This is a genomic window from Methylobacterium ajmalii, assembly GCF_036448855.1.
In the GTDB taxonomy this organism is placed as follows: domain Bacteria; phylum Pseudomonadota; class Alphaproteobacteria; order Rhizobiales; family Beijerinckiaceae; genus Methylobacterium; species Methylobacterium ajmalii.
In genome coordinates this window covers 40,080-57,742 of record NZ_JAZFXT010000068.1, presented here as the reverse complement: position 1 = coordinate 57,742, position 17,663 = coordinate 40,080, and the positions used below count along the sequence as shown (strand labels likewise).

12 protein-coding genes are annotated in these 17,663 nt (G+C 74.1%); 9 read left to right on the top strand and 3 right to left on the bottom strand.

The annotated features are described in order from the left end of the window. The first annotated feature begins 8 nt into the window (after positions 1 to 8). Positions 9 to 980, top strand: coding sequence for an NAD-dependent epimerase/dehydratase family protein (locus tag V3T34_RS27770; RefSeq protein WP_305077701.1), 972 nt, complete (start codon positions 9 to 11; stop codon positions 978 to 980). Here V3T34_RS27770 and V3T34_RS27765 read toward each other — a convergent pair. Beyond that, on the bottom strand, positions 959 to 1,621 hold the full coding sequence (locus tag V3T34_RS27765; protein WP_407942791.1) for a TetR/AcrR family transcriptional regulator: 663 nt from the start codon (positions 1,619 to 1,621) through the stop codon (positions 959 to 961). The genes V3T34_RS27770 and V3T34_RS27765 overlap by 22 nt on opposite strands. Before the next feature lie 158 nt (positions 1,622 to 1,779). Here V3T34_RS27765 and V3T34_RS27760 point away from each other — a divergent pair, with 158 nt between their 5' ends. The 7 genes from V3T34_RS27760 to V3T34_RS27730 all read left to right on the top strand — a co-directional run bounded on the left by V3T34_RS27760 (position 1,780) and on the right by V3T34_RS27730 (position 10,898). Next, positions 1,780 to 3,018 carry an HlyD family secretion protein gene (locus V3T34_RS27760; RefSeq protein ID WP_060847840.1) on the top strand — a complete coding sequence of 413 codons (1,239 nt, stop codon included), beginning with the start codon at positions 1,780 to 1,782 and terminating at the stop codon, positions 3,016 to 3,018. Positions 3,019 to 3,373: 355 nt separating this feature from the next. Beyond that, positions 3,374 to 4,936 (top strand): DHA2 family efflux MFS transporter permease subunit, encoded by a 1,563-nt coding sequence (locus V3T34_RS27755; RefSeq protein WP_060847839.1) that lies wholly within the window; start codon positions 3,374 to 3,376, stop codon positions 4,934 to 4,936. Positions 4,937 to 5,343: 407 nt separating this feature from the next. Then, the gene (locus V3T34_RS27750; RefSeq protein ID WP_305077700.1) at positions 5,344 to 6,441 is read left to right on the top strand and encodes an ABC transporter ATP-binding protein; all 1,098 of its coding nucleotides are present in this window, start codon (positions 5,344 to 5,346) and stop codon (positions 6,439 to 6,441) included. After that, the gene (locus tag V3T34_RS27745; protein WP_060847837.1) at positions 6,438 to 7,367 is read left to right on the top strand and encodes an ABC transporter permease; all 930 of its coding nucleotides are present in this window, start codon (positions 6,438 to 6,440) and stop codon (positions 7,365 to 7,367) included. The genes V3T34_RS27750 and V3T34_RS27745 overlap by 4 nt, the downstream gene beginning before the upstream one ends. After that, positions 7,364 to 8,140 (top strand): ABC transporter permease, encoded by a 777-nt coding sequence (locus V3T34_RS27740; protein WP_060847836.1) that lies wholly within the window; start codon positions 7,364 to 7,366, stop codon positions 8,138 to 8,140. The genes V3T34_RS27745 and V3T34_RS27740 overlap by 4 nt, the downstream gene beginning before the upstream one ends. A 95-nt stretch (positions 8,141 to 8,235) precedes the next feature. Then, the gene (gene rutA, locus V3T34_RS27735; protein WP_305077699.1) at positions 8,236 to 9,318 is read left to right on the top strand and encodes a pyrimidine utilization protein A; all 1,083 of its coding nucleotides are present in this window, start codon (positions 8,236 to 8,238) and stop codon (positions 9,316 to 9,318) included. Next, on the top strand, positions 9,315 to 10,898 hold the full coding sequence (locus V3T34_RS27730) for an amidase (protein ID WP_305077698.1): 1,584 nt from the start codon (positions 9,315 to 9,317) through the stop codon (positions 10,896 to 10,898). Before rutA ends, V3T34_RS27730 begins: the two co-directional genes overlap by 4 nt. Before the next feature lie 4 nt (positions 10,899 to 10,902). Here the strand turns inward: V3T34_RS27730 and V3T34_RS27725 are convergent, their stop codons facing one another. After that, complete coding sequence (locus tag V3T34_RS27725; RefSeq protein ID WP_305077697.1) at positions 10,903 to 11,814, bottom strand: LysR family transcriptional regulator; 912 nt, start codon at positions 11,812 to 11,814, stop codon at positions 10,903 to 10,905. Positions 11,815 to 11,917: 103 nt separating this feature from the next. Between V3T34_RS27725 and V3T34_RS27720 the strand changes: the two genes are divergently transcribed. Continuing rightward, on the top strand, positions 11,918 to 13,318 hold the full coding sequence (locus tag V3T34_RS27720) for an MFS transporter (protein WP_305077696.1): 1,401 nt from the start codon (positions 11,918 to 11,920) through the stop codon (positions 13,316 to 13,318). A gap of 31 nt (positions 13,319 to 13,349) precedes the next feature. On the opposite strand, the gene V3T34_RS27715 is transcribed toward V3T34_RS27720, so the two are convergent. Next, positions 13,350 to 17,657: a translocation/assembly module TamB domain-containing protein gene (locus V3T34_RS27715; protein WP_407942790.1), complete on the bottom strand. Its 4,308-nt coding sequence runs from the start codon at positions 17,655 to 17,657 to the stop codon at positions 13,350 to 13,352. Between the last annotated feature and the right edge of the window lie 6 nt (positions 17,658 to 17,663).

Sequence of the window (17,663 nt, the reverse complement as noted above, 5' to 3'; positions counted from 1 at the left end):
GGCGGCGCATGCGGATGCTGGTGCTCGGCGGCACGCAATTCCTGGGTCGGGCGGTCGCCGCGCGGGCGGTGGGGCGCGGCCACGCCGTCACCTGCGCGGCGCGGGGACGCTCCGGCGCCGCCCCGCCGGGCGCCCGCTTCGTGGCGATCGACCGCGACCGGGCGCACGGGCTCGACGCCCTGAGGGGGGAGACCTTCAACGCGGCGGTGGACGTGGCACGCGATCCGGGCCGGGTCCGGCGGGCGCTGGCGGCGCTCGCGGGCCGGGTCGGGCACTGGACCTTCGTGTCGACGACGAGCGTCTACGCCGACACGGCCACGCGCGGGCAGACGGCCCGCACCGCGCCGCTCCTGGCGCCGTCCGACGACGGACCCTACGGGGCCGCCAAGGTCGCGTGCGAGCGGGCCTTTGGCAGTGGCGCCCTGATCTGCCGGGCGGGCCTGATCGTCGGCCCCGGCGATCCGACCGGGCGGTTCTCGTACTGGATCGCGCGGCTCGCGCGCGGCGGGGAGGTGTTGGCGCCGGCAGAGCCCGACGATCCGGTCCAGTGGATCGACGTCCGCGACCTCGCGGCCTGGATCGTCCACGCGGCGGAACGTGGTCTCGCCGGGCCGTTCGACGCGGTCGGGCCGCCTTGCACCCGTCGCGCCTTCCTCGACACCTGCGCTAACGCCCTCGGCTCGGCTTGCACCTCTGCGTGGGTGGATCGGGCCTTCCTCGACCGCCACGGGATAGGGCGCGAATCCGGCCCGTTCTCCCTGCCGCTGCCCCTGCCGGACACGATCGGCGACGCCTCGCGCGACGTCGCGGCGACGCTGGCGGCGGGCCTGAGCGTGCGGCCCCTGGGGGAGACCGCCCGCGACACGCTTGGCTGGCTGGAGGCGACCGGCGGTCCCATCACGGGTCTGACGGCGGGCGAGGAGGCGGCCCTGCTGGCCGCCCGGCACGCGGAGCGGGGCTACCGCCCCTCCGGCCCGTAGGCCGCGAGGAAGACCCGCACGGCCTCCGCCACCCAGTAGGTCGTCTCGGCCTCGGTCGGCGGGTCGCCGACGGCGAAGAGCAGGCGGCGCATCGTGGTGGCGGCGCAGAGGTCGAAGAAGTGGCGGGCGGCGAGGTCGGAATCCATCGCCCGCAGGCGGCCGGCGGCGACCTGGGCGTCGAGATAGGCCCGCAGCCGCGTGCGGCCGAGCAGCGGCCCCGCCTCGTAGAAGGCCCGGCCGAAGCGCGGGAATTTTTCCGCCGCGCCGATCACCATCCGCACCGAGGCGATGTGGTCGGGCCGGACCATCGCCTCCATCAGGCTGGTGCCGAGGCGGCGCAGGACGGCGGCGATGTCGGGGTCGTCGTGGTCGAGACGGCAGATGTTTTCCGCGAGGCTGCGCTTCTCCTCGATCGTCAGCGCCTCGAACAGCGATTCCTTGCTCTCGAAATAGACGTAGAGCGTGCCCTTCGAGACCCCGGCCGCCTTGGCGATCGCCCCCATGCTGGCACCGTCGAAGCCGCTGGCGAGGAACACCTCGCGGGCGCCGTCCAGGATCTGGCGGCGCTTGTCGGTCTCGGCGGGGCCCGCCTCGGCGAGCGGGTCGGCGGTGGTGCGGTCGATGCTCATGGTCGGAGCCATTGTGGGGGCGCGGCCGCCGCGGTCAACCGGGCGCGTGCGCTGCACACGGCCTCGATTGACCGAACGGTTCGGTCAACGTAGTATCGTGACCGTTCGAGAGCCGTCAATCGATTCGAATCGGGCGATTCGGGTCGGTGCGGCTGGGACGGATGACGACGATGGCGTTTCGAGACGATTACGCGCAGGGCCGGCCCGCCGGCGAGGCGCCCACCAAGGCGGCTCCCCAGGCCGAGGCCCCGGCGCCTACCCCGCCCGCGGGCGCGCCCGCCAAGGGCAAGCGTCCCTTACGCCGCCTGGTCCTGCTCGCGCTGCTGCTCGGCGGTGGCGCCTACGGCGCCTCGGCGGGCCACGAGTGGTGGACGACCGGCCGCTTCTTCGTCACCACCGACGACGCCTACGTCCAGGCCGACATCTCGACCCTGGCCGCCAAGGTCTCGGGCTACCTCGAGGCGGTGCCGGTGGTGAACGGCCAGGCGGTCAAGGCCGGCGACGTCGTCGCGCGGATCGAGGACGGCGACTACCGCCTGGCTCTCAAGGCCGCCGAGGACAAGCTGGCGACGCAGGGCAGCGTGATCGCCCGCATCGCCCGCCAGGCCGAGGCCGCCCGCGCCCAGGTGCTGCAGGGACGGGCCCAGATCGACGCCGCCAAGGCCGACCAGGTCCGGGCCGCCGCCGACTACCAGCGCCAGACGCAGCTCGCCCTGTCCGAATTCGCCGCCAAGTCGCGCCTGGAGCAGTCGCGGGCCGACCGCGACCGCTCGGACGCCACCGTCAAGGGCGCCGAGGCCAACCTGATCGCGCTCCAGGCCAACGTCGCGGTGCTGGAGGCCCAGACCCTCGAGGCCGAGAACCTCGCCGCCGAACTGCGCACCGCCGTCGACCGGGCGAAGCGCGACCTGTCCTTCACGGTCCTGCGCGCGCCCTTCGACGGCGTGATCGGCAACAAGGCGACGGAAGCCGGGGCCTATGTCGGGCCGGGCTCGCGCATCGCCGCGCTCGTGCCGCTCCAGAGCGCCCGGGTCGACGCCAACTTCAAGGAGACCCAGCTCGGCCGGGTCCGGGTCGGCCAGCCGGTCCACATCCGGGTCGATGCCTGGCCCGACCGCGACATCCTCGGTACCGTCGAGAGCCTGTCGCCGGCCTCCGGCTCGGTGTTCAGCCTGCTGCCGCCGGACAACGCCACCGGCAACTTCACCAAGATCGTCCAGCGCCTGCCCGTCCGGGTGCGGGTGCCCGAGGAGGTCGCCCGCGAGGGCCTGCTGCGGCCGGGCCTCTCGGTGGTGGTGCGGGTCGATACCCGCGGCCTCGACGAGACCAAGCCGCCGGCCCCGATCGACCCGCACCGGGCGGTGTCGGAGGGTGGGGCGGCGGCGTCGGTGCGCACGGCGGGTCGTTGAGGCGGAAACGCGCGCCCCCCGAGGCCCGTGCACCAGATGTGACACCCTCGGCGTCATCCTGGGGCTCGCCGAAGGCGAGAATCCGGGATCCGTAAACGCCGAGGGCGCCGAACGAGGCGGGACGCGATTTGCTCCATCCTGCAAGGGCGGCGGTTATGGATCCCGGGCTCCGCTGCGCGGCCCCGGGATGACCCTGTGAGGTGGAAACGCCTCCGCACACTCGATGATTTTCTTCCCTAGAGCGCTTCACGATCGCGCTGCAATCGCGAAGCGCTCTAAGTCTTTGTTTTGTCGCATTTTCTCCGACGAACCGGTTTCCACTTCGTCGGAAAATGCTCTAGCAGGCTTATCCGACATGGCCGCGACCCCCGCGCCCGCCGACGCGCCGATCGACCGCCGCCGCATGGTGGCGTTCGTCTGCATGGTGTTCGGGATGTTCATGGCGATCCTGGACATCCAGATCGTCTCGGCCTCGCTCGCCGAGATCCAGGCCGGCCTCTCGGCCTCGGCCGACGAGATCCCGTGGGTGCAGACGAGCTACCTCATCGCCGAGGTGATCTCGATCCCGCTGTCGGGCACCCTGTCGCGGGTGCTCTCGACCCGCTGGATGTTCGTGATCTCGGCCGGCGGCTTCACCCTGATGAGCCTGATGTGCGCCACCTCGTCGACGATCGGCGAGATGATCTTCTGGCGCGCCCTGCAGGGGTTCATCGGCGGCGGCATGATCCCGACGGTGTTCGCCTCGGCCTTCACGATCTTCCCGGCGTCCAAACGCAGCATCGTCTCGCCGATGATCGGGCTGGTCGCGACGCTCGCCCCGACCATCGGCCCCACCGTCGGCGGCTACCTCACCGACCTGTTCAACTGGCACTGGCTCTTCCTCGTCAACATCGTGCCGGGCATCTTCGTCACGGTCTCGACCTACCTGCTGGTCGATTTCGACAAGCCGAACTTCGACCTCCTCAAGCGCTTCGACTGGGCCGGCCTCGGCCTGATGGCGGCCTTCCTCGGCTGCCTCGAATACGTGCTGGAGGAGGGCCCGACCCACGACTGGTTCCAGGAGGAGGCGATCTTCGCCGCGGCCATCGTCTGCGGCATCGCCTGCATCGGGTTCTTCTGGCGCGCGCTCACCGCCGAGCAGCCGATCGTGGACCTGCGCGCCTTCTCGGACCGCAACTTCGCCGGCGGCTGCCTGTTCAGCTTCGTCATGGGCATCGGCCTCTACGGCCTGACATACCTCTATCCGGTCTATCTCGGCCGGGTGCGCGGCTACTCGGCGCTGCAGATCGGCGAGACGATGTTCGTCTCGGGGCTCTGCATGTTCGCCACCGCGCCGATCGCCGGGCGCCTCTCGGCCAAGGTCGATCCGCGAATCATGATGGCGATCGGGTTCTCAGGGTTTGCCGCCGGCACCTGGATCGTCACCGGCATCACCAAGGACTGGGACTTCTACGAGCTGCTGTGGCCGCAGGTGCTGCGCGGCTGCTCGCTGATGCTGTGCATGATCCCGATCAACAACATCGCGCTCGGCACCCTGCCGCCGGCCCGGATGAAGAACGCGTCGGGGCTCTACAACCTCACCCGCAACCTCGGCGGCGCGGTGGGGCTGGCGCTGATCAACACCGCGCTCAACGACCGCTGGGACCTGCACCTCGCCCGCCTGCACGAGCGCTTCACCTGGACCAACCCGATGGTGCTGGAACGCCTCGACAGCATGGCCAAGGGCTTCTCGGGGCTCGCCGGCAACCCGGACGCCATGGCGCTGAAAGCCATGATGAACACCGTGCGGCTGCAAGGCCTCCTGATGAGCTTCTCCGACGTTTTCCTGATCCTGACCGTGCTGTTCGTGCTGATGGCCTGCGCCACGCCGATGATCCGCCGGCCGCGCCCGGGCGGGGCGGGGGCCGACGCGCATTAGACGCGGCACGGCTCACGAGAAAAGGCGCCCCTGCCCGGGATCGGGGCAGAGGCGCCAAGTCTATGACACGTCTCGGGAGGAGATGCGGAGGCCGCCCGGGTCGAAGGACGCGGCGGGCGGAATCAACGCGTGTCGGAGGCAAAGCTACACCCGGTTTTCCCGTTTCCACAAGTCTCCGCGACCCTCGACCTTGGTCCGGGGCGGGTGACCGGGGGTTACTTCTGCGTCAACCGGGCGCCGGGAACCGGCCGCCTGGCGCCCGGGCAGGGCGCCAGGCCGTTGATTCCCGAAGCCTTTTCCACCCGCGGACGGCCGTTTCGGCGACGGAGGCGACCGGCGGTCCTTCCCAGGCGGGCCCGACCCGCGATAAGTGTGGCGCTCCCGCCCGCCCGCGCCGCCCGGACGACGTGACGACGCCTCATCCCTCCGCGATCCCGCCCGCCACCGGCCACCTCCGCTTCGAGGCGGTCACGAAGCGCTTCGGCGCCCATCCCGCCGTCGACGGCGTCGACCTCGACCTCGCGGCGGGCGGCGTGTTCTGCCTGCTCGGCCCGTCGGGCTGCGGCAAGTCCACGCTGCTGCGCCTGACCGCCGGCTTCGAGGAACCGAGCTCCGGAAAAATCCTCCTCGACGGGCGCGACCTCGCCGGGGTGCCGCCGCACCGCCGGCCGGTCAACATGATGTTCCAGTCCTACGCCCTGTTCCCGCACCGGGATGTGGCGGGCAACGTCGCCTACGGGCTGGAGCGGGAGGGCCTGGGCCGGTCCGAGATAACGGAACGGGTCGCCGAGATGCTGCGCCTCGTCCAGCTCGAGGCCTTCGGCGCCCGCCGGCCCGACCGGCTCTCCGGCGGCCAGCGCCAGCGGGTCGCGCTCGCCCGGGCGCTGGCCAAGCGCCCCCGGGTGCTGCTCCTCGACGAGCCGCTCGGCGCCCTCGACCGGGCCCTGCGGGAGGAGACGCAAGCCGAGCTGCGGGCGTTGCAGCGCCGGCTCGGCACCACCTTCGTGGTCGTCACCCACGATCCCGCCGAGGCGATGGTGCTCGCCGACCGCATCGGCGTGATGGCGGCGGGCCGGCTGGTCCAGGCCGGCGCGGCGGCCGACCTCTACGAGCGACCGGCCACCCGCTACGTCGCGGGGCTCCTCGGCGACGTCAACCTGATCGAGGGACGCCTCGGGGCGGGCGGGGCCGGAACCGTGCGCGGCCTCGACACGCCGCTGGGACCGCTCCGGGCCTTCGACCATCACGGCGCCGGTGAGGCCGGATCTCCCGGCCTCCTGGCGCTCCGGCCCGAGCGGCTGGCGCTGGCGGCCGAGGGGCTGCCGGGCACGCTCCTGGACACGACCTATCTCGGCGACCGGATCGTCTGCCGGGTCGGGATGGCGGACGGGCGGGTGCTGCGCGCCGCCCTGCCTCCCGGTGCCGGCCCGGCCCCGGGTGCGGGCGTGCACCTCGCCTTCGCGCCCGAGGCGGCCTCGCTGCTGCCGGGCGGGCCGGCCTCGTGAGCGGGCGGCTGCGCGCCTCCCTGCGGCGGCTGGCGCTGCCGGCGGCGCCGCTCCTGTGGCTCCTCGCCTTCTTCGGCCTGCCCTTCGCGGTGGTGGTGAAGATCAGCCTGTCCGATCCGGCCACCGCCCTGCCGCCCTACACCCCGGTGCTCGACTGGGATGCGGGCCTGGCGGCCTGGGCCGACGTGCTCGCCGCCCTCGACTTCGAGAACTACCGCACGCTGATCGCCGACCCGCTCTACCTCGACGCGGGGCTGACCTCGCTGAAGGTCGCGCTCGGCGCCACCCTGCTGCTGGTCCTCGTCGGCTATCCGATCGCCTACGCGATGGCGCGGGCGCCCCGCGCCTGGCAGCCGCTCCTCGTCGCCCTGATGGTGATCCCGTTCTGGACGAGCTTCCTGATCCGGGTCTACGCCTGGATCGCGATCCTGAAGCCCGACGGGCTCCTCAACCAGGCGCTGATCGGGCTCGGGCTCGTCGCGACGCCGGTCGAGATCCTCAATACCCCGGCGGCGGTGATGATCGGTATGGTCTACGCCTACCTGCCGTTCATGGTGCTGCCGCTCTACGCGGTGCTGGAGCGCCTCGACCGCGGCCTCGTCGAGGCCGCCCGCGACCTCGGCGCGAGCCGGCTCGCGGCGTTCCGCACCGTGACCCTGCCGCTGTCGCTGCCCGGCCTCGTCGCGGGCGCGCTCTTGTGCTTCATCCCGATCACCGGCGAGTTCATCATCCCGGACCTGCTCGGCGGCACCGACACCCTGATGCTCGGGCGGGTCCTGTGGAGCGAGTTCTTCTCCAACCGCGACTGGCCGCTCGCGTCGGCGATCGCGGTGGTGCTGCTCGCCGTCGTCGCCGGCCCGGTGGTGCTCTTCCGCGAGGCCGAGGCGCGGCGCCTGGAACGACCCGAGACGGGCGATCCGCGATGAGCCGCCCGCATCCCCTCGCCTGGGCCGCGCTCGCCCTGGGGCTGGCCTTCCTGTACGGGCCGATCCTGCTGCTCGTCGCCTACTCGTTCAACGCCTCGCGGCTCGTCACGGTCTGGGCCGGGTTCTCGACCCGGTGGTACGCGGGCCTCCTCGACAACGGCCCCCTGGTCGACTCCGCCCTCGTCACCCTCAAGGTCGCCTTCGCGTCGGCGAGCCTCGCGACGTTGCTCGGCACGCTCGCGGCGCTCGCCCTCGACGGGCGCCGCCGCTTTCCCGGCCGGCCGCTGCTCACCGGCCTCGTCTACGCCCCGATGGTGATGCCGGAGGTGATCACCGGCCTGTCGCTGCTGCTGCTGTTCGTCGGCCTCGGCATCCCGCGCGGGTTCTGGACCATCGTGGTCGCGCACGCGACCTTCACGCTGTGCTTCGTCGCCGTCGTGGTACAGGCCCGCCTGCGCCTCCTCGACCGCGCGCTCCTCGACGCCGCCGCGGATCTCGGCGCCGCGCCCGTCACGGTCTTCCGCACCGTGACCCTGCCGCTGATCGCGCCCGCGGTGATCGCCGGCTTCCTGCTGGCCTTCACCCTCTCGATGGACGACCTCGTGATCGCGAGCTTCGTCTCGGGGCCGGGCGCCACCACCCTGCCGATGCGGCTCTACAGCCAGGTCCGCCTCGGCGTGACCCCGGAGATCAACGCCATCTCGACGCTACTGATCGGGGCGGTGAGTCTCGCGGTGCTGGGGGCGTCCGTGCTGACGGCGCGGGGTCGTTAGCCGGGCGCGCCGAGCGTGACCCGAAAACGGCCCCGATCCTGCAACGCCCCGTCCGGACGGCCTCCCGCCGCCCACCGGAACCCGGAGCCTTGCGCATGGATGTCGGCGTGTTCATCCCGATCGGCAACAACGGCTGGCTGATCTCGGAGGCGGCCCCGCAATACAAGCCGAGCTTTGCCCTCAACAAGGCGATCGTGCAGAAGGCGGAAGCGCATGGGCTCGATTTCGCCCTCTCGATGATCAAGCTGCACGGTTTCGGCGGCAAGACCGAGTTCTGGGACTACAACCTCGAATCCTTCACCCTGATGTCCGGCCTCGCGGCGGTGACCGAGCGGATCAGGCTGTTCGCCTCGACCGCGGTGCTGACCCTGCCGCCGGCCCTCGTCGCCCGGATGGCGACCACGATCGACTCGATCGCCCCCGGCCGCTTCGGTGTGAACATCGTCTCGGGGTGGCAGAAGGCCGAGTATTCCCAGATGGGCCTGTGGCCCGGCGACGACTATTTCGGCTACCGCTACGACTACTCCACCGAATACGTCCGGGTGATGAAGGATCTGTGGGAGACCGGACATTCCGACTTCCAGGGCGAGCATTTCCGGATGGAGGGCTGCATGATGAAGCCCGCGCCCTCCGGCCCGATCCCGATCGTCGCCGCCGGCCAGAGCGGGCGCGGCATGGACTTCGCCGCGCGATATGCCGATTACAACTTCGTGCTGGGCACCGGCCTCAACACGCCGACGGCCTGCGCGCCGACCTGCGCCCGGCTGATCGAGGCCGCGGCGAAGACCGGGCGCGACGTCGGCTCCTACGTCCTGATGATGGTGATCGCCGACGAGACCGACGCGGCGGCCGAAGACCGCTGGATGGCCTACCGCCAGGGCGCCGACGTCCAGGCGCTCGCCTGGATGCTCGACCAGAGCAACCAGGACAAGAACGCCTCCGCCGATTCGACCGCGACCTGGATGAACCTCCCCGAGGGCGCGGTGAACTTCAACATGGGCACGCTGGTCGGCTCCTACGCCAAGGTGGCGCGGCTGCTCGACGAGGCGGCCACCGTGCCGGGCGTGAAGGGCATCATGCTGACCTTCGACGACTTCCTCGCGGGCCTCGACGCGTTCGGCACCCGGATCCAGCCGCTCATGGCCTGCCGCCGGGATCGTCGGGAGATGGCCGCGTGAGCGTGTCGGACGCGCTCATCGCCCGCACCATCCTGGCCGGCACGGTGGCGGAAGGCGCCCCGGCCCGGGACCTGCCCTCGGCCTGGGACCGGGACGCGCCCGAGCCGGCCCAGGCCGAGCGGTGCCTGCGGCAGGCCGCCGAGGCGACCGGGGCGGCGGCGCCCGCCCCGTCGCCCCTGCCGCCGGTCGAGGCGGGCCCGCCCCACGCCCTCGGGATCGGCGCCCTCCAGGCCGCCTTCGCGGCGGGGACCACCGACCCGGTGGCGCTCGTCGCCGCCTTGCGGGAACGCATCGCCCGTCACCCCTCCGGCCGCGACGCGGTCCTGGCCCCGGTGCCCGGTGCGGACGACGCGGCGGCGGAGAGCGCCCGCCGCATCCGGGCCGGGGAGGCTCGCCCCCTCGAGGGAATCCCGTTCGGCATCAAGGACATCATCGACTGCGCCGGCGCGCCCGTGACCTGCGGCTCGCGCCTCACCGGCGACCGGGTGGCGGAGGCCGACGCGACCGTGGTGGCGCGGCTCAGGGCCGCCGGGGCCATTCCGCTCGCCATGCTCGCCACCACCGAGTTCGCCTGCGGCTCGGCCCACAACCCGCGCTACGGCGCGGTCGCCAACCCGTGGGACCGGACGCGCTGGACCGGCGGCTCCTCCACCGGCTCCGGCGCCGCGCTCGCGGCCCGGCTGATGCCGCTGGCGCTCGGCACCGACACGGGAGGGTCGATCCGGGTGCCGTCCGCCTGGTGCGGCGTCACCGGCCTCAAGGCCACCCGGGGGCTCGTGCCCCGCACCGGCGTCGCGCCCCTGTCCTGGACCCTCGACCATGTCGGCCCGATGGCCCGCTCGGCCGCGGACCTCGCCCGGGTGATGCCCTGGATCGCCGGCCCCGACGGGGCCGACCCGCACGCCGCCGGCCGCTACGACGCCTCACGCGCCCGGGACCTCGCGGGCCTGCGCGTCGGCGTGCCGGACGGCTGGTTCACGGCGATGCAGGACGACGCGGTGCTGGCCGCCTGGGAGGCGATGCTGCGCCTGCTGGAGCGCCGCGGCGCCCGCCTCGTGCCGGTCGATCTCGGCGCCGTCGCGACCGCGCACCAGGACGGCTACACGATCGTGATGGCGGAACTCGCCGCGCTCCAGGAGCCCGACCTCGACCGCGCCGCGGCGCTCGATCCCGGCACCCGCGCCCGGCTGGAGCAGGGCCGGCTCTTCTCCGCCACCGACTACCTGCGCGCGCTGCGCCGCCGCCCCGTGGTGCTGGCGCAGGTGCTCGACGCGCTCGCCGACGTCGACGTGCTGGTCACCCCGGGCCTCGGCGGCGAGGCGGCGGCGCTCGACACCCTGACGGTGGAGGTGAACGGCGCGGCCCACCCGCTCCAGTCGGTGCTGCCGCGCAACACGATGCTGTTCGACTATACCGGCCTCCCGGCCCTGATGCTGCCGACCGGACGCGGCCGCACCGGGCTGCCGGTCGCCGCGCAGGTGGTGGGGAAGCCGTATGACGACGCTGTATGCTTGAGCGTGGGGGCGGCGTTCCAGCGCGAGACGGTGCATCACCTCGCGGCGCCGCCGGAGGCGGGGTGACGGCTCACCGCCCGAGGGTCGTCTCCGCGGCCGCGACGAGCCACGCCGCCATCGCGGGGGCGACCGTGTCGGCCCGATCGCTCCAGCGCGCCACCTGGACCTTCGACGAGGGCCGCATCTCAGGCACCCGTACCAGCCGGGTCAGGCGGCGCCGGCGCAGCGCGTCGGCGACGAGGAGCGAGCGCGCCAGCACGATGCCGTTGCCGTCCTGCGCCGCCTGCAGGGCCGCGCCGATGTCGCGAAAGCGCATCGCGGGCGGGCGCACCCCGTCATCCCCGAGCCACGTCACCCAGGACCATTCGTTGCCGATGCCGTCGGCGGCCCGTCCCTTGCCGAGCCGCGGCAGCCGGCGCCAGTCCCGGCCCGGACAGGCGCGGCGCAGCACGGGCGCGACGACCGGGAAGACGGTCTCGACCGGAAAGGACAGCTCGCACCGGCCGCTCGCCTGCCCCTCGCGCGGGATCCAGAGCAAAGCCAGATCGGTCTCATCCGGCACCGTGCCGGGCCTGCCGTCCCAGGGGTTGCTCTCCCGGGTCGTCACCTCGATCGCGACGGCCGGAAACGCCGCCGCCAGATCGGGCAGGCGCGGCGAGAGCCACCAGGCGAGGAGCGCGTTGCTGACGCCGATCCGGAATGGCCGCGGGGCCCGCCCGCACGCGACCCGCTCCCGCAATCCCGCCAGCGTCCCGAGCAGCGGGGCGAGGTCTTGCGCGAGGCGCTCGCCCGCCGGCGTCGGCCGCAGGCCCGGATTCAGCCGCTCCAGCAACGGCGCGCCGAAATAGTCTTCCAGCCCGCGCAAGCGATGGCTGACGGCACTCTGGGTCAGGCCGAGTTCGGCGGCGGCCCGCGTCACGCTTGCGTGCCGCAGCACGGCGTCGAACGCCACGAGACCGGGGAAGGGGGGCAAGCGGTGCATCGGCCTCGTCCTGTGCCCGACACGACGAGCCATGAAACGAGTTCATACGGGCGGTTGCAACTCTCATTTGCTTCGTCTGCCCCGGCTCCGACTGATCGGGGCCATGACCATTCCCCGAGAACCCACCGTCACCCCGCCTCCCGTCACCTTGCCCTCCGCCGCCTGGGATCGGCGTGCGCGCCTCACCGCCGGCGTGCTCGGCCTGGGGGCCTTCCTGACGCAGTTCGACGTGACGGCCCTGGTCGTCGTCATGCCGGAGATCGGCCGCGACCTCGGCCTCGGCATGCCGGGCCTCGCCTGGGTCATCGACGCCTACAGCCTCGCCTTCACGGCCGCCCTGCTGGCCGCCGGGGCCCTGGCGGACCGCCACGGCCGGCGCCTCGCGCTGCTCCTCGGGAACGCGCTGTTCGCCGCCGCGTCGGTCGCCTGTGCGCTCGCCTCGACCGCGCCCTCCCTGTGCGTCGCCCGTGCCGCGCAGGGCATCGGCGCGGCCTTCCTGATCACCGGGGCGATCGCGTCGATCGCCGGCAGCTTCCCGGATCCCGCCCTGCGGGCCCGTGCGCTCGCCCTGACCGGGATCCTGTCGGGCGTCGCGATGGCGCTCGGCCCGACGCTGGGCGGCCTGCTCGCCGCCCGGCTCGGATGGCCCGCGATCTTCCTCGCCAACATCCTGCCCTGCGGGGTGATCGCGCTCGCCGTTCCCCGCTTCGTCGGCGAGGAGCGGAGAGGGGGCGGAAGGCCGATCGACTGGCCGGGATTGCTCGTCCTCATCGCCGCGCTCGGTCTCGCGGTCGAGGGAGTCCTGCAAGTTCACGCCGCCCCGACGGCGGGCCTGGCCGGCGGGGCGGCCAGCGTCGCGCTCACGGTCGCCTTCGCATGCCGGCAGCGCCGGCGGGAGCATCCGCTGATCGATTCGGCCCTCGTATCGGATCGCGGCGTGCTGGCCGTCGTCGTCCTGCTGCTGCCCGTCTCGGCCGGCTACTGGGCCGTCCTGACCTCCCTGCCGGCCTTCCTGATGGCGGCCCACGGGCTGGGCCCGCAGGAGGCCGGGGTGGCGCTGCTCGCGGCGGCCCTGCCGATGCTGGTGCTGCCCCCGGTCGGCAGCCGCATGGTCGGGCATCTCGGCTGGCGGCGCACGTTCGGGACCGCGCTCACGCTGATCGCCGTCGGGAACGCGATCCTGGCAGGGGCGGCCGGCGCCTCGGCCATGGCCGGCGCGTTCGCCGGCATGACGGCGCTCGGCGCCGGGGCGGCTCTCGCCCATTCCCAACTCACGGGAGCCGTCGTGGCCCTCGCGCCGCCCGGGTCGACGGGCATGGCCTCGGCCGTCACGATGGTGGCGCGTCAGGCCGGGTTCGCGCTCGGCGTGGCGGGGCTCGGCGTGCTGACGCCGACGACGGGCGGCGCCGGCTACGCGGCCGTCTTCGCCGTCGCCGCCATCGCCGGCCTGATCGGGCTCGGCGCCTGCCTCGCGCTGCCGAACAGTCCGAATCGGCCGCGATGAGGGTCTCGCACCGAATGCACGCGCATCCGGCTCAATACTCCCACTCCGCGCCCACGCCCACGGCCGTCCGCCCGTCAGCCCCGGCCTCGCCCTGCACCTTGATCCGCCCGGTCACGTCGTACGTGATGGTCGCGGCGCTGTCCTCGGGCCGGGCGCCGGCGCGCACGCCGACATTGACCCGCTCGCCGAGCGCCCGCGACAGGCCGACCGCGGCGCCGCCCTTGGCGCCGGCCTGGATGTCGAGGCTGTCGAGGCCCAGGCCCTTGCGGGCGCTCTCGAACACGTCGGGGCCGCCGGCGCCGCCGGAGAGCTGGGCCACGGCCTGCGCCAGCTGCAGCGCCTGGAACGGCGAGAGGCCGCCGGACGCCTTCTTGAACAGGAGGCGCGACAGCACCTCGTCCTGCGGCAGCGGCGGCTCGGAGGAGAGCGCGAAGTCGGGCTGGTTGGCCGGACCGGTGACGGCGATCTTGGCGGTCACGTCGCCGGCCTGGGACTGGGCCAGGAAGTCGAGCTCGGGCGCCGTCAGGTCGCCCGCGAAGGTCAGGCGGCCGCGGGTGAAGTCGAGGCGCTGGCCGACGACCTGGATCCGGCCGCGGCGCATCGCGAAGGCGCCGTTCGCCACCGGCGCCGCCGAGGTGCCGGTGAGCCGCAGGGACCCGCCGAGCTCGGCGTCGATGCCGCGGCCGCGCACGGTGATGCGGCCCGGCGCGTTCACCGTCAGGTCGAGGGCGGCGAGGAAGGGCGGCGCCTTGCGGCCGCGCCGCGCCGCCGCCGCGCGCTTGGCCCGCGCGTCGAGGCGGGCGCGCATCTGCGGCGGAGTGTTGACGTGGCGGATGCCCGGCAGCGGCTGGACGGTCGCGGGCAGGCGGTCGGGCACCGAGACGTCGAGGGAGACGACGTCGACCTGGCCGCCGACCCGCGGCGTGCGGGCGAGCGGCCCGGTCAGCGACAGGTTGAGGCCGGAGACGAGGGTCATCAGCGGGCTCGCGACCAACTCGGCCCGGTCGGCCCGGATGGTCAGGTTGCCGGGGAAGCCGGCGGCCGGCTCGACCGCGACGCGGCCCTGGACCTGGAGGGTGCCGCCGTTGCGGGTCGCCGCGGTCAGGCGCTCGATCACCAGGCTGTCGCCGCGGCCGGTGACGCGGCCCTGGATGTCGGTGAGGCGCACGCCGTTCAGCGGGTCGGTGAAGCTGCCGCCGGTGAGGACCGCCGAGCCGTCGATCCGCGGCGCCTGGAGGGTACCGGTGACGCCGGCATCGAGGGCGACCCGGCCGGTCACCCGCTGGCCGCCGGTCGCCAGCATCGAGTTGGCCAGAGCCGCGTCGAGGGTCCCGCGGGCGCGCAGGGCGAGCGCGCCGCCGGGCTCGACCGGCACCGTGCCGGAGAGCGCGAGCTGCACGCCCTTGCCCGCCGTCACCGTGCCGTCGAGGCCGGCGCGGCCGTCCTCGATCCGCCCCGAGGCCCTGGCGTCGATCGGCGGCAGGCCGGCGGAGCGGGTCTCGGGCGTCACGAGGCGCGACACGCTCAAGGAATAGCGGCCCTCCGGGCTCGCCGCCGGTCCGGCGAGCGCGGCCTCGCCGTCGAGGGTGCCGGAGAGCGCCAGGCTCGGCGCAGCGATCCGGGCGAGCGACAGCGGCACGGCCTTGAGGCCGAGGCGCACGTCGAGGCGCTTGCCCAATGTCCCGTCGAGGCTGGCCCGGCCGGATCCGGCGGCGATGGCGAGCCCCGAGACCGTCACGCCGTCGTCGCCGAAGGTGATCCGGGCCGGGCCGGCGAGCGCCAGCCGGTCGGCCCCGCGCACGGCCGTGAGGCGCGCGAGGTCGAGGCGCGGGGGCTCGGCCGGAACGAGCCGGGCGGCGCCGTTGAGGGCGAAGCCCCGGGCCCGGGCCTGGAGCACGAGGTCGCTGCCGTCGGAGGCCGGCTTGGCGTCGAGGCGGATCGCCTCGATCGTCTCCGAGCCGGCGACGAGCCGGTCGGCGTTGAGCCTGCCCGAGACCCGCGGGCTCGCCCACAGGTCGGTGCCGGCGAGGTCGGCGTCGAGGCGCGACAGCGCCAGGGAGGCGGCGCGCACGCCCTCGCCGGTCGCCCGCACCCGGGCGTCCTGGCGGCCGCCGGCGCGGCTCAGGGTGATCGCCGCGTCGAGGCGGCCGGAGAGGCGGGTCAGCGCCAGGGCCGAGAGGTCGTCGAGGTTGCCGGCCTTGAGCGCCACCTCGCCCTCGGCGAGGCGCGAGGCCGGATCGACGGTGGCGCGGCCGGTGAGCGCGACCGAGCCGAGGCCGAGATCGAGCCGGTCGAGCAGCCAGTCGGCGCCGCGTCGGGCGAGGTGGAGGTTGCCGGCGAGCGGTTTGCCGTCGACCCGGCCGGACAGGGTGAGCGTGCCGTCGAGGGCGCCGGTGGCGTCGGTCACGCTCGCCTTGGCGAGAAGGTCGCGGACCGGACGGCCCATGGCGCGGGCCTCCGGCGCCGCGAGCGCCAGGGCGAGGTCGGGGTGCTCGAGCGAGCCGGTGAGGCGGGCGTCGAGGCCGGCCTTCCCGGCGAGCTCGGGGTCGAGGGTGGCGAGGTCCGTGAGATCGACCCGGCCGGTCATGTCGGCCTTGGTCTCGGTGGCGCGGCCCTCGAGCGTCGCGGTGAGCGCCTGCCCGGTGAGCCGCGCCGCCTGGACGGCGTAGCCGTCGGGCAGCCGCGTCAGGCGGCCGGCAAAGCGCAGGTCGCGGCCGAGCGTCCGGTCGAGGGCGGGGGTGCCGAGATAGAGCTTCTCGGTGCTCGCCTCGACGTCGGCGGTGACGCCGGCCCGCCCCGGATCGCCGGAGAGCAGCGCCTTGGCGGCGACGCGGCCGCCGAGCGGCCGCCCGGCGGCGAGCGAGAACGCCGCGAGGTCGGGCAGGTCCGCCGTGAGCGTGCCCGCCACCACGTCGCGGCCGATCCGGCCGGTGTAGCGGGCGCTGGCGGTGGGAGCCTCGATCGTCACCGCGTCGAGGTCGGCGACGCCGTTGGGGTCGAGGCGGCCGACGAGGCGGAACGACGCCTTCGGGCCGACCGCGCGGCGCAAGGCGGGATCGGCGAGGTGCAGGCCGTCGACCTCGGCCTCGGCGGCGAGCCGGAAGGCCTGGCCCTCCTTGGTGCGCGGCAGGGGCGCGACCGTGAGGTCGGCGCTCGCCCGGCCGAGGCGGCTGCCCGCGGCCGAGAGGCCGGCAGCCTTCAGGGTGCCGCGCACGGCCGGCGCGTCGAGCGGCCCCTTCAGGGTCGCGTCGAGCATCAGCGATTCGAGGGTCGACTCGCCGGCCTTGGTCACGCCGCCCTCGGTCGGCAGCGCCCGGGCCTGGAGGGTCAGGTCGGCGTTGCGGGCGGCATCGACGGCGCCGGCGAGCGCCAGCCGGGCGGTGCGGGAGGTGAGGTCGAACCGGTCGACCCGCACCGCCCCGTCGTCGGCGAAGCGCAGGGAGCCGTCGAGGCGGGTGGTGCCGGAGAAGACCGCGGCGAGGGGGCCGGGCATCAGCCCCTCGACCCGCGAGGCGAGGTCGAGGGTCATGCGCCGCTCGGGGCCCGCCCGGTCGATGCGGGCCCGGCCGTCGGCGCCGATGCCCTCGCCGGCCTTGAAGGCCAGGGTGGCGTTCCAGGCGTCGAGGGTGCCGTTGCCGTCGAGGTCGAGGGTCACCGGCGGCAGGCCGGGCAGGTTCATCAGCCGCGCCGCGAGCCCGCCCGCCGGCTCGTCGTGGGCGAGCTTCAGCTCGAGGCGCGCGGTGTCCGGCACGTAGGCGAGCTTGAGGGTAACGGTGCCGGGCTTGTCGAGGCGGCGCAGGCCGAATCCGAGGTCGAGGCCCTCGCGCGGGTCGCCGAGGGTCGCCTGGCCGGCCCCGCCGATGCGGGCGGCCTCGCCGAGGACCGGCTCGCCGATGACGAGGTCGGTGAGCGCGAAGGCCTTCACCACCACCTTCACCGGCAGGTCGGGCAGCAGGGCCTCCTTGTCCTGCGCGGGCGGGGTGGCCGAGGGCACCGGCCGGCGCAGGACCTCCAGGCGCCCGATCTCCAGCCGGTCGATCTCGAGCCGGCGCGACAGGAGCGCCGTGCGCCGCCAGATCAGCCGCGCCCTGTCGAGCCGCAGCCAGACCCCGTCGCGGTCGGCGATGGCGACGTCGCGGATGGTCGCGTCGGACGACAGGGCCCCGTCGACGCCACCGATCGAGACCCGCGAGGTCGGGGTCGAGAGGGCGCGCGACAGGAGGTCGCCGAGGATCGTGGTCTCGCCTTCGGCCGCCTCGCCGGTGGCGGCGTGGCCGAGCCAGGCCAGCGCCATAAGGACGGTCGCGACGGCGGCGGTGAGGAGGCGCGAGGCCCGCATCTGCAT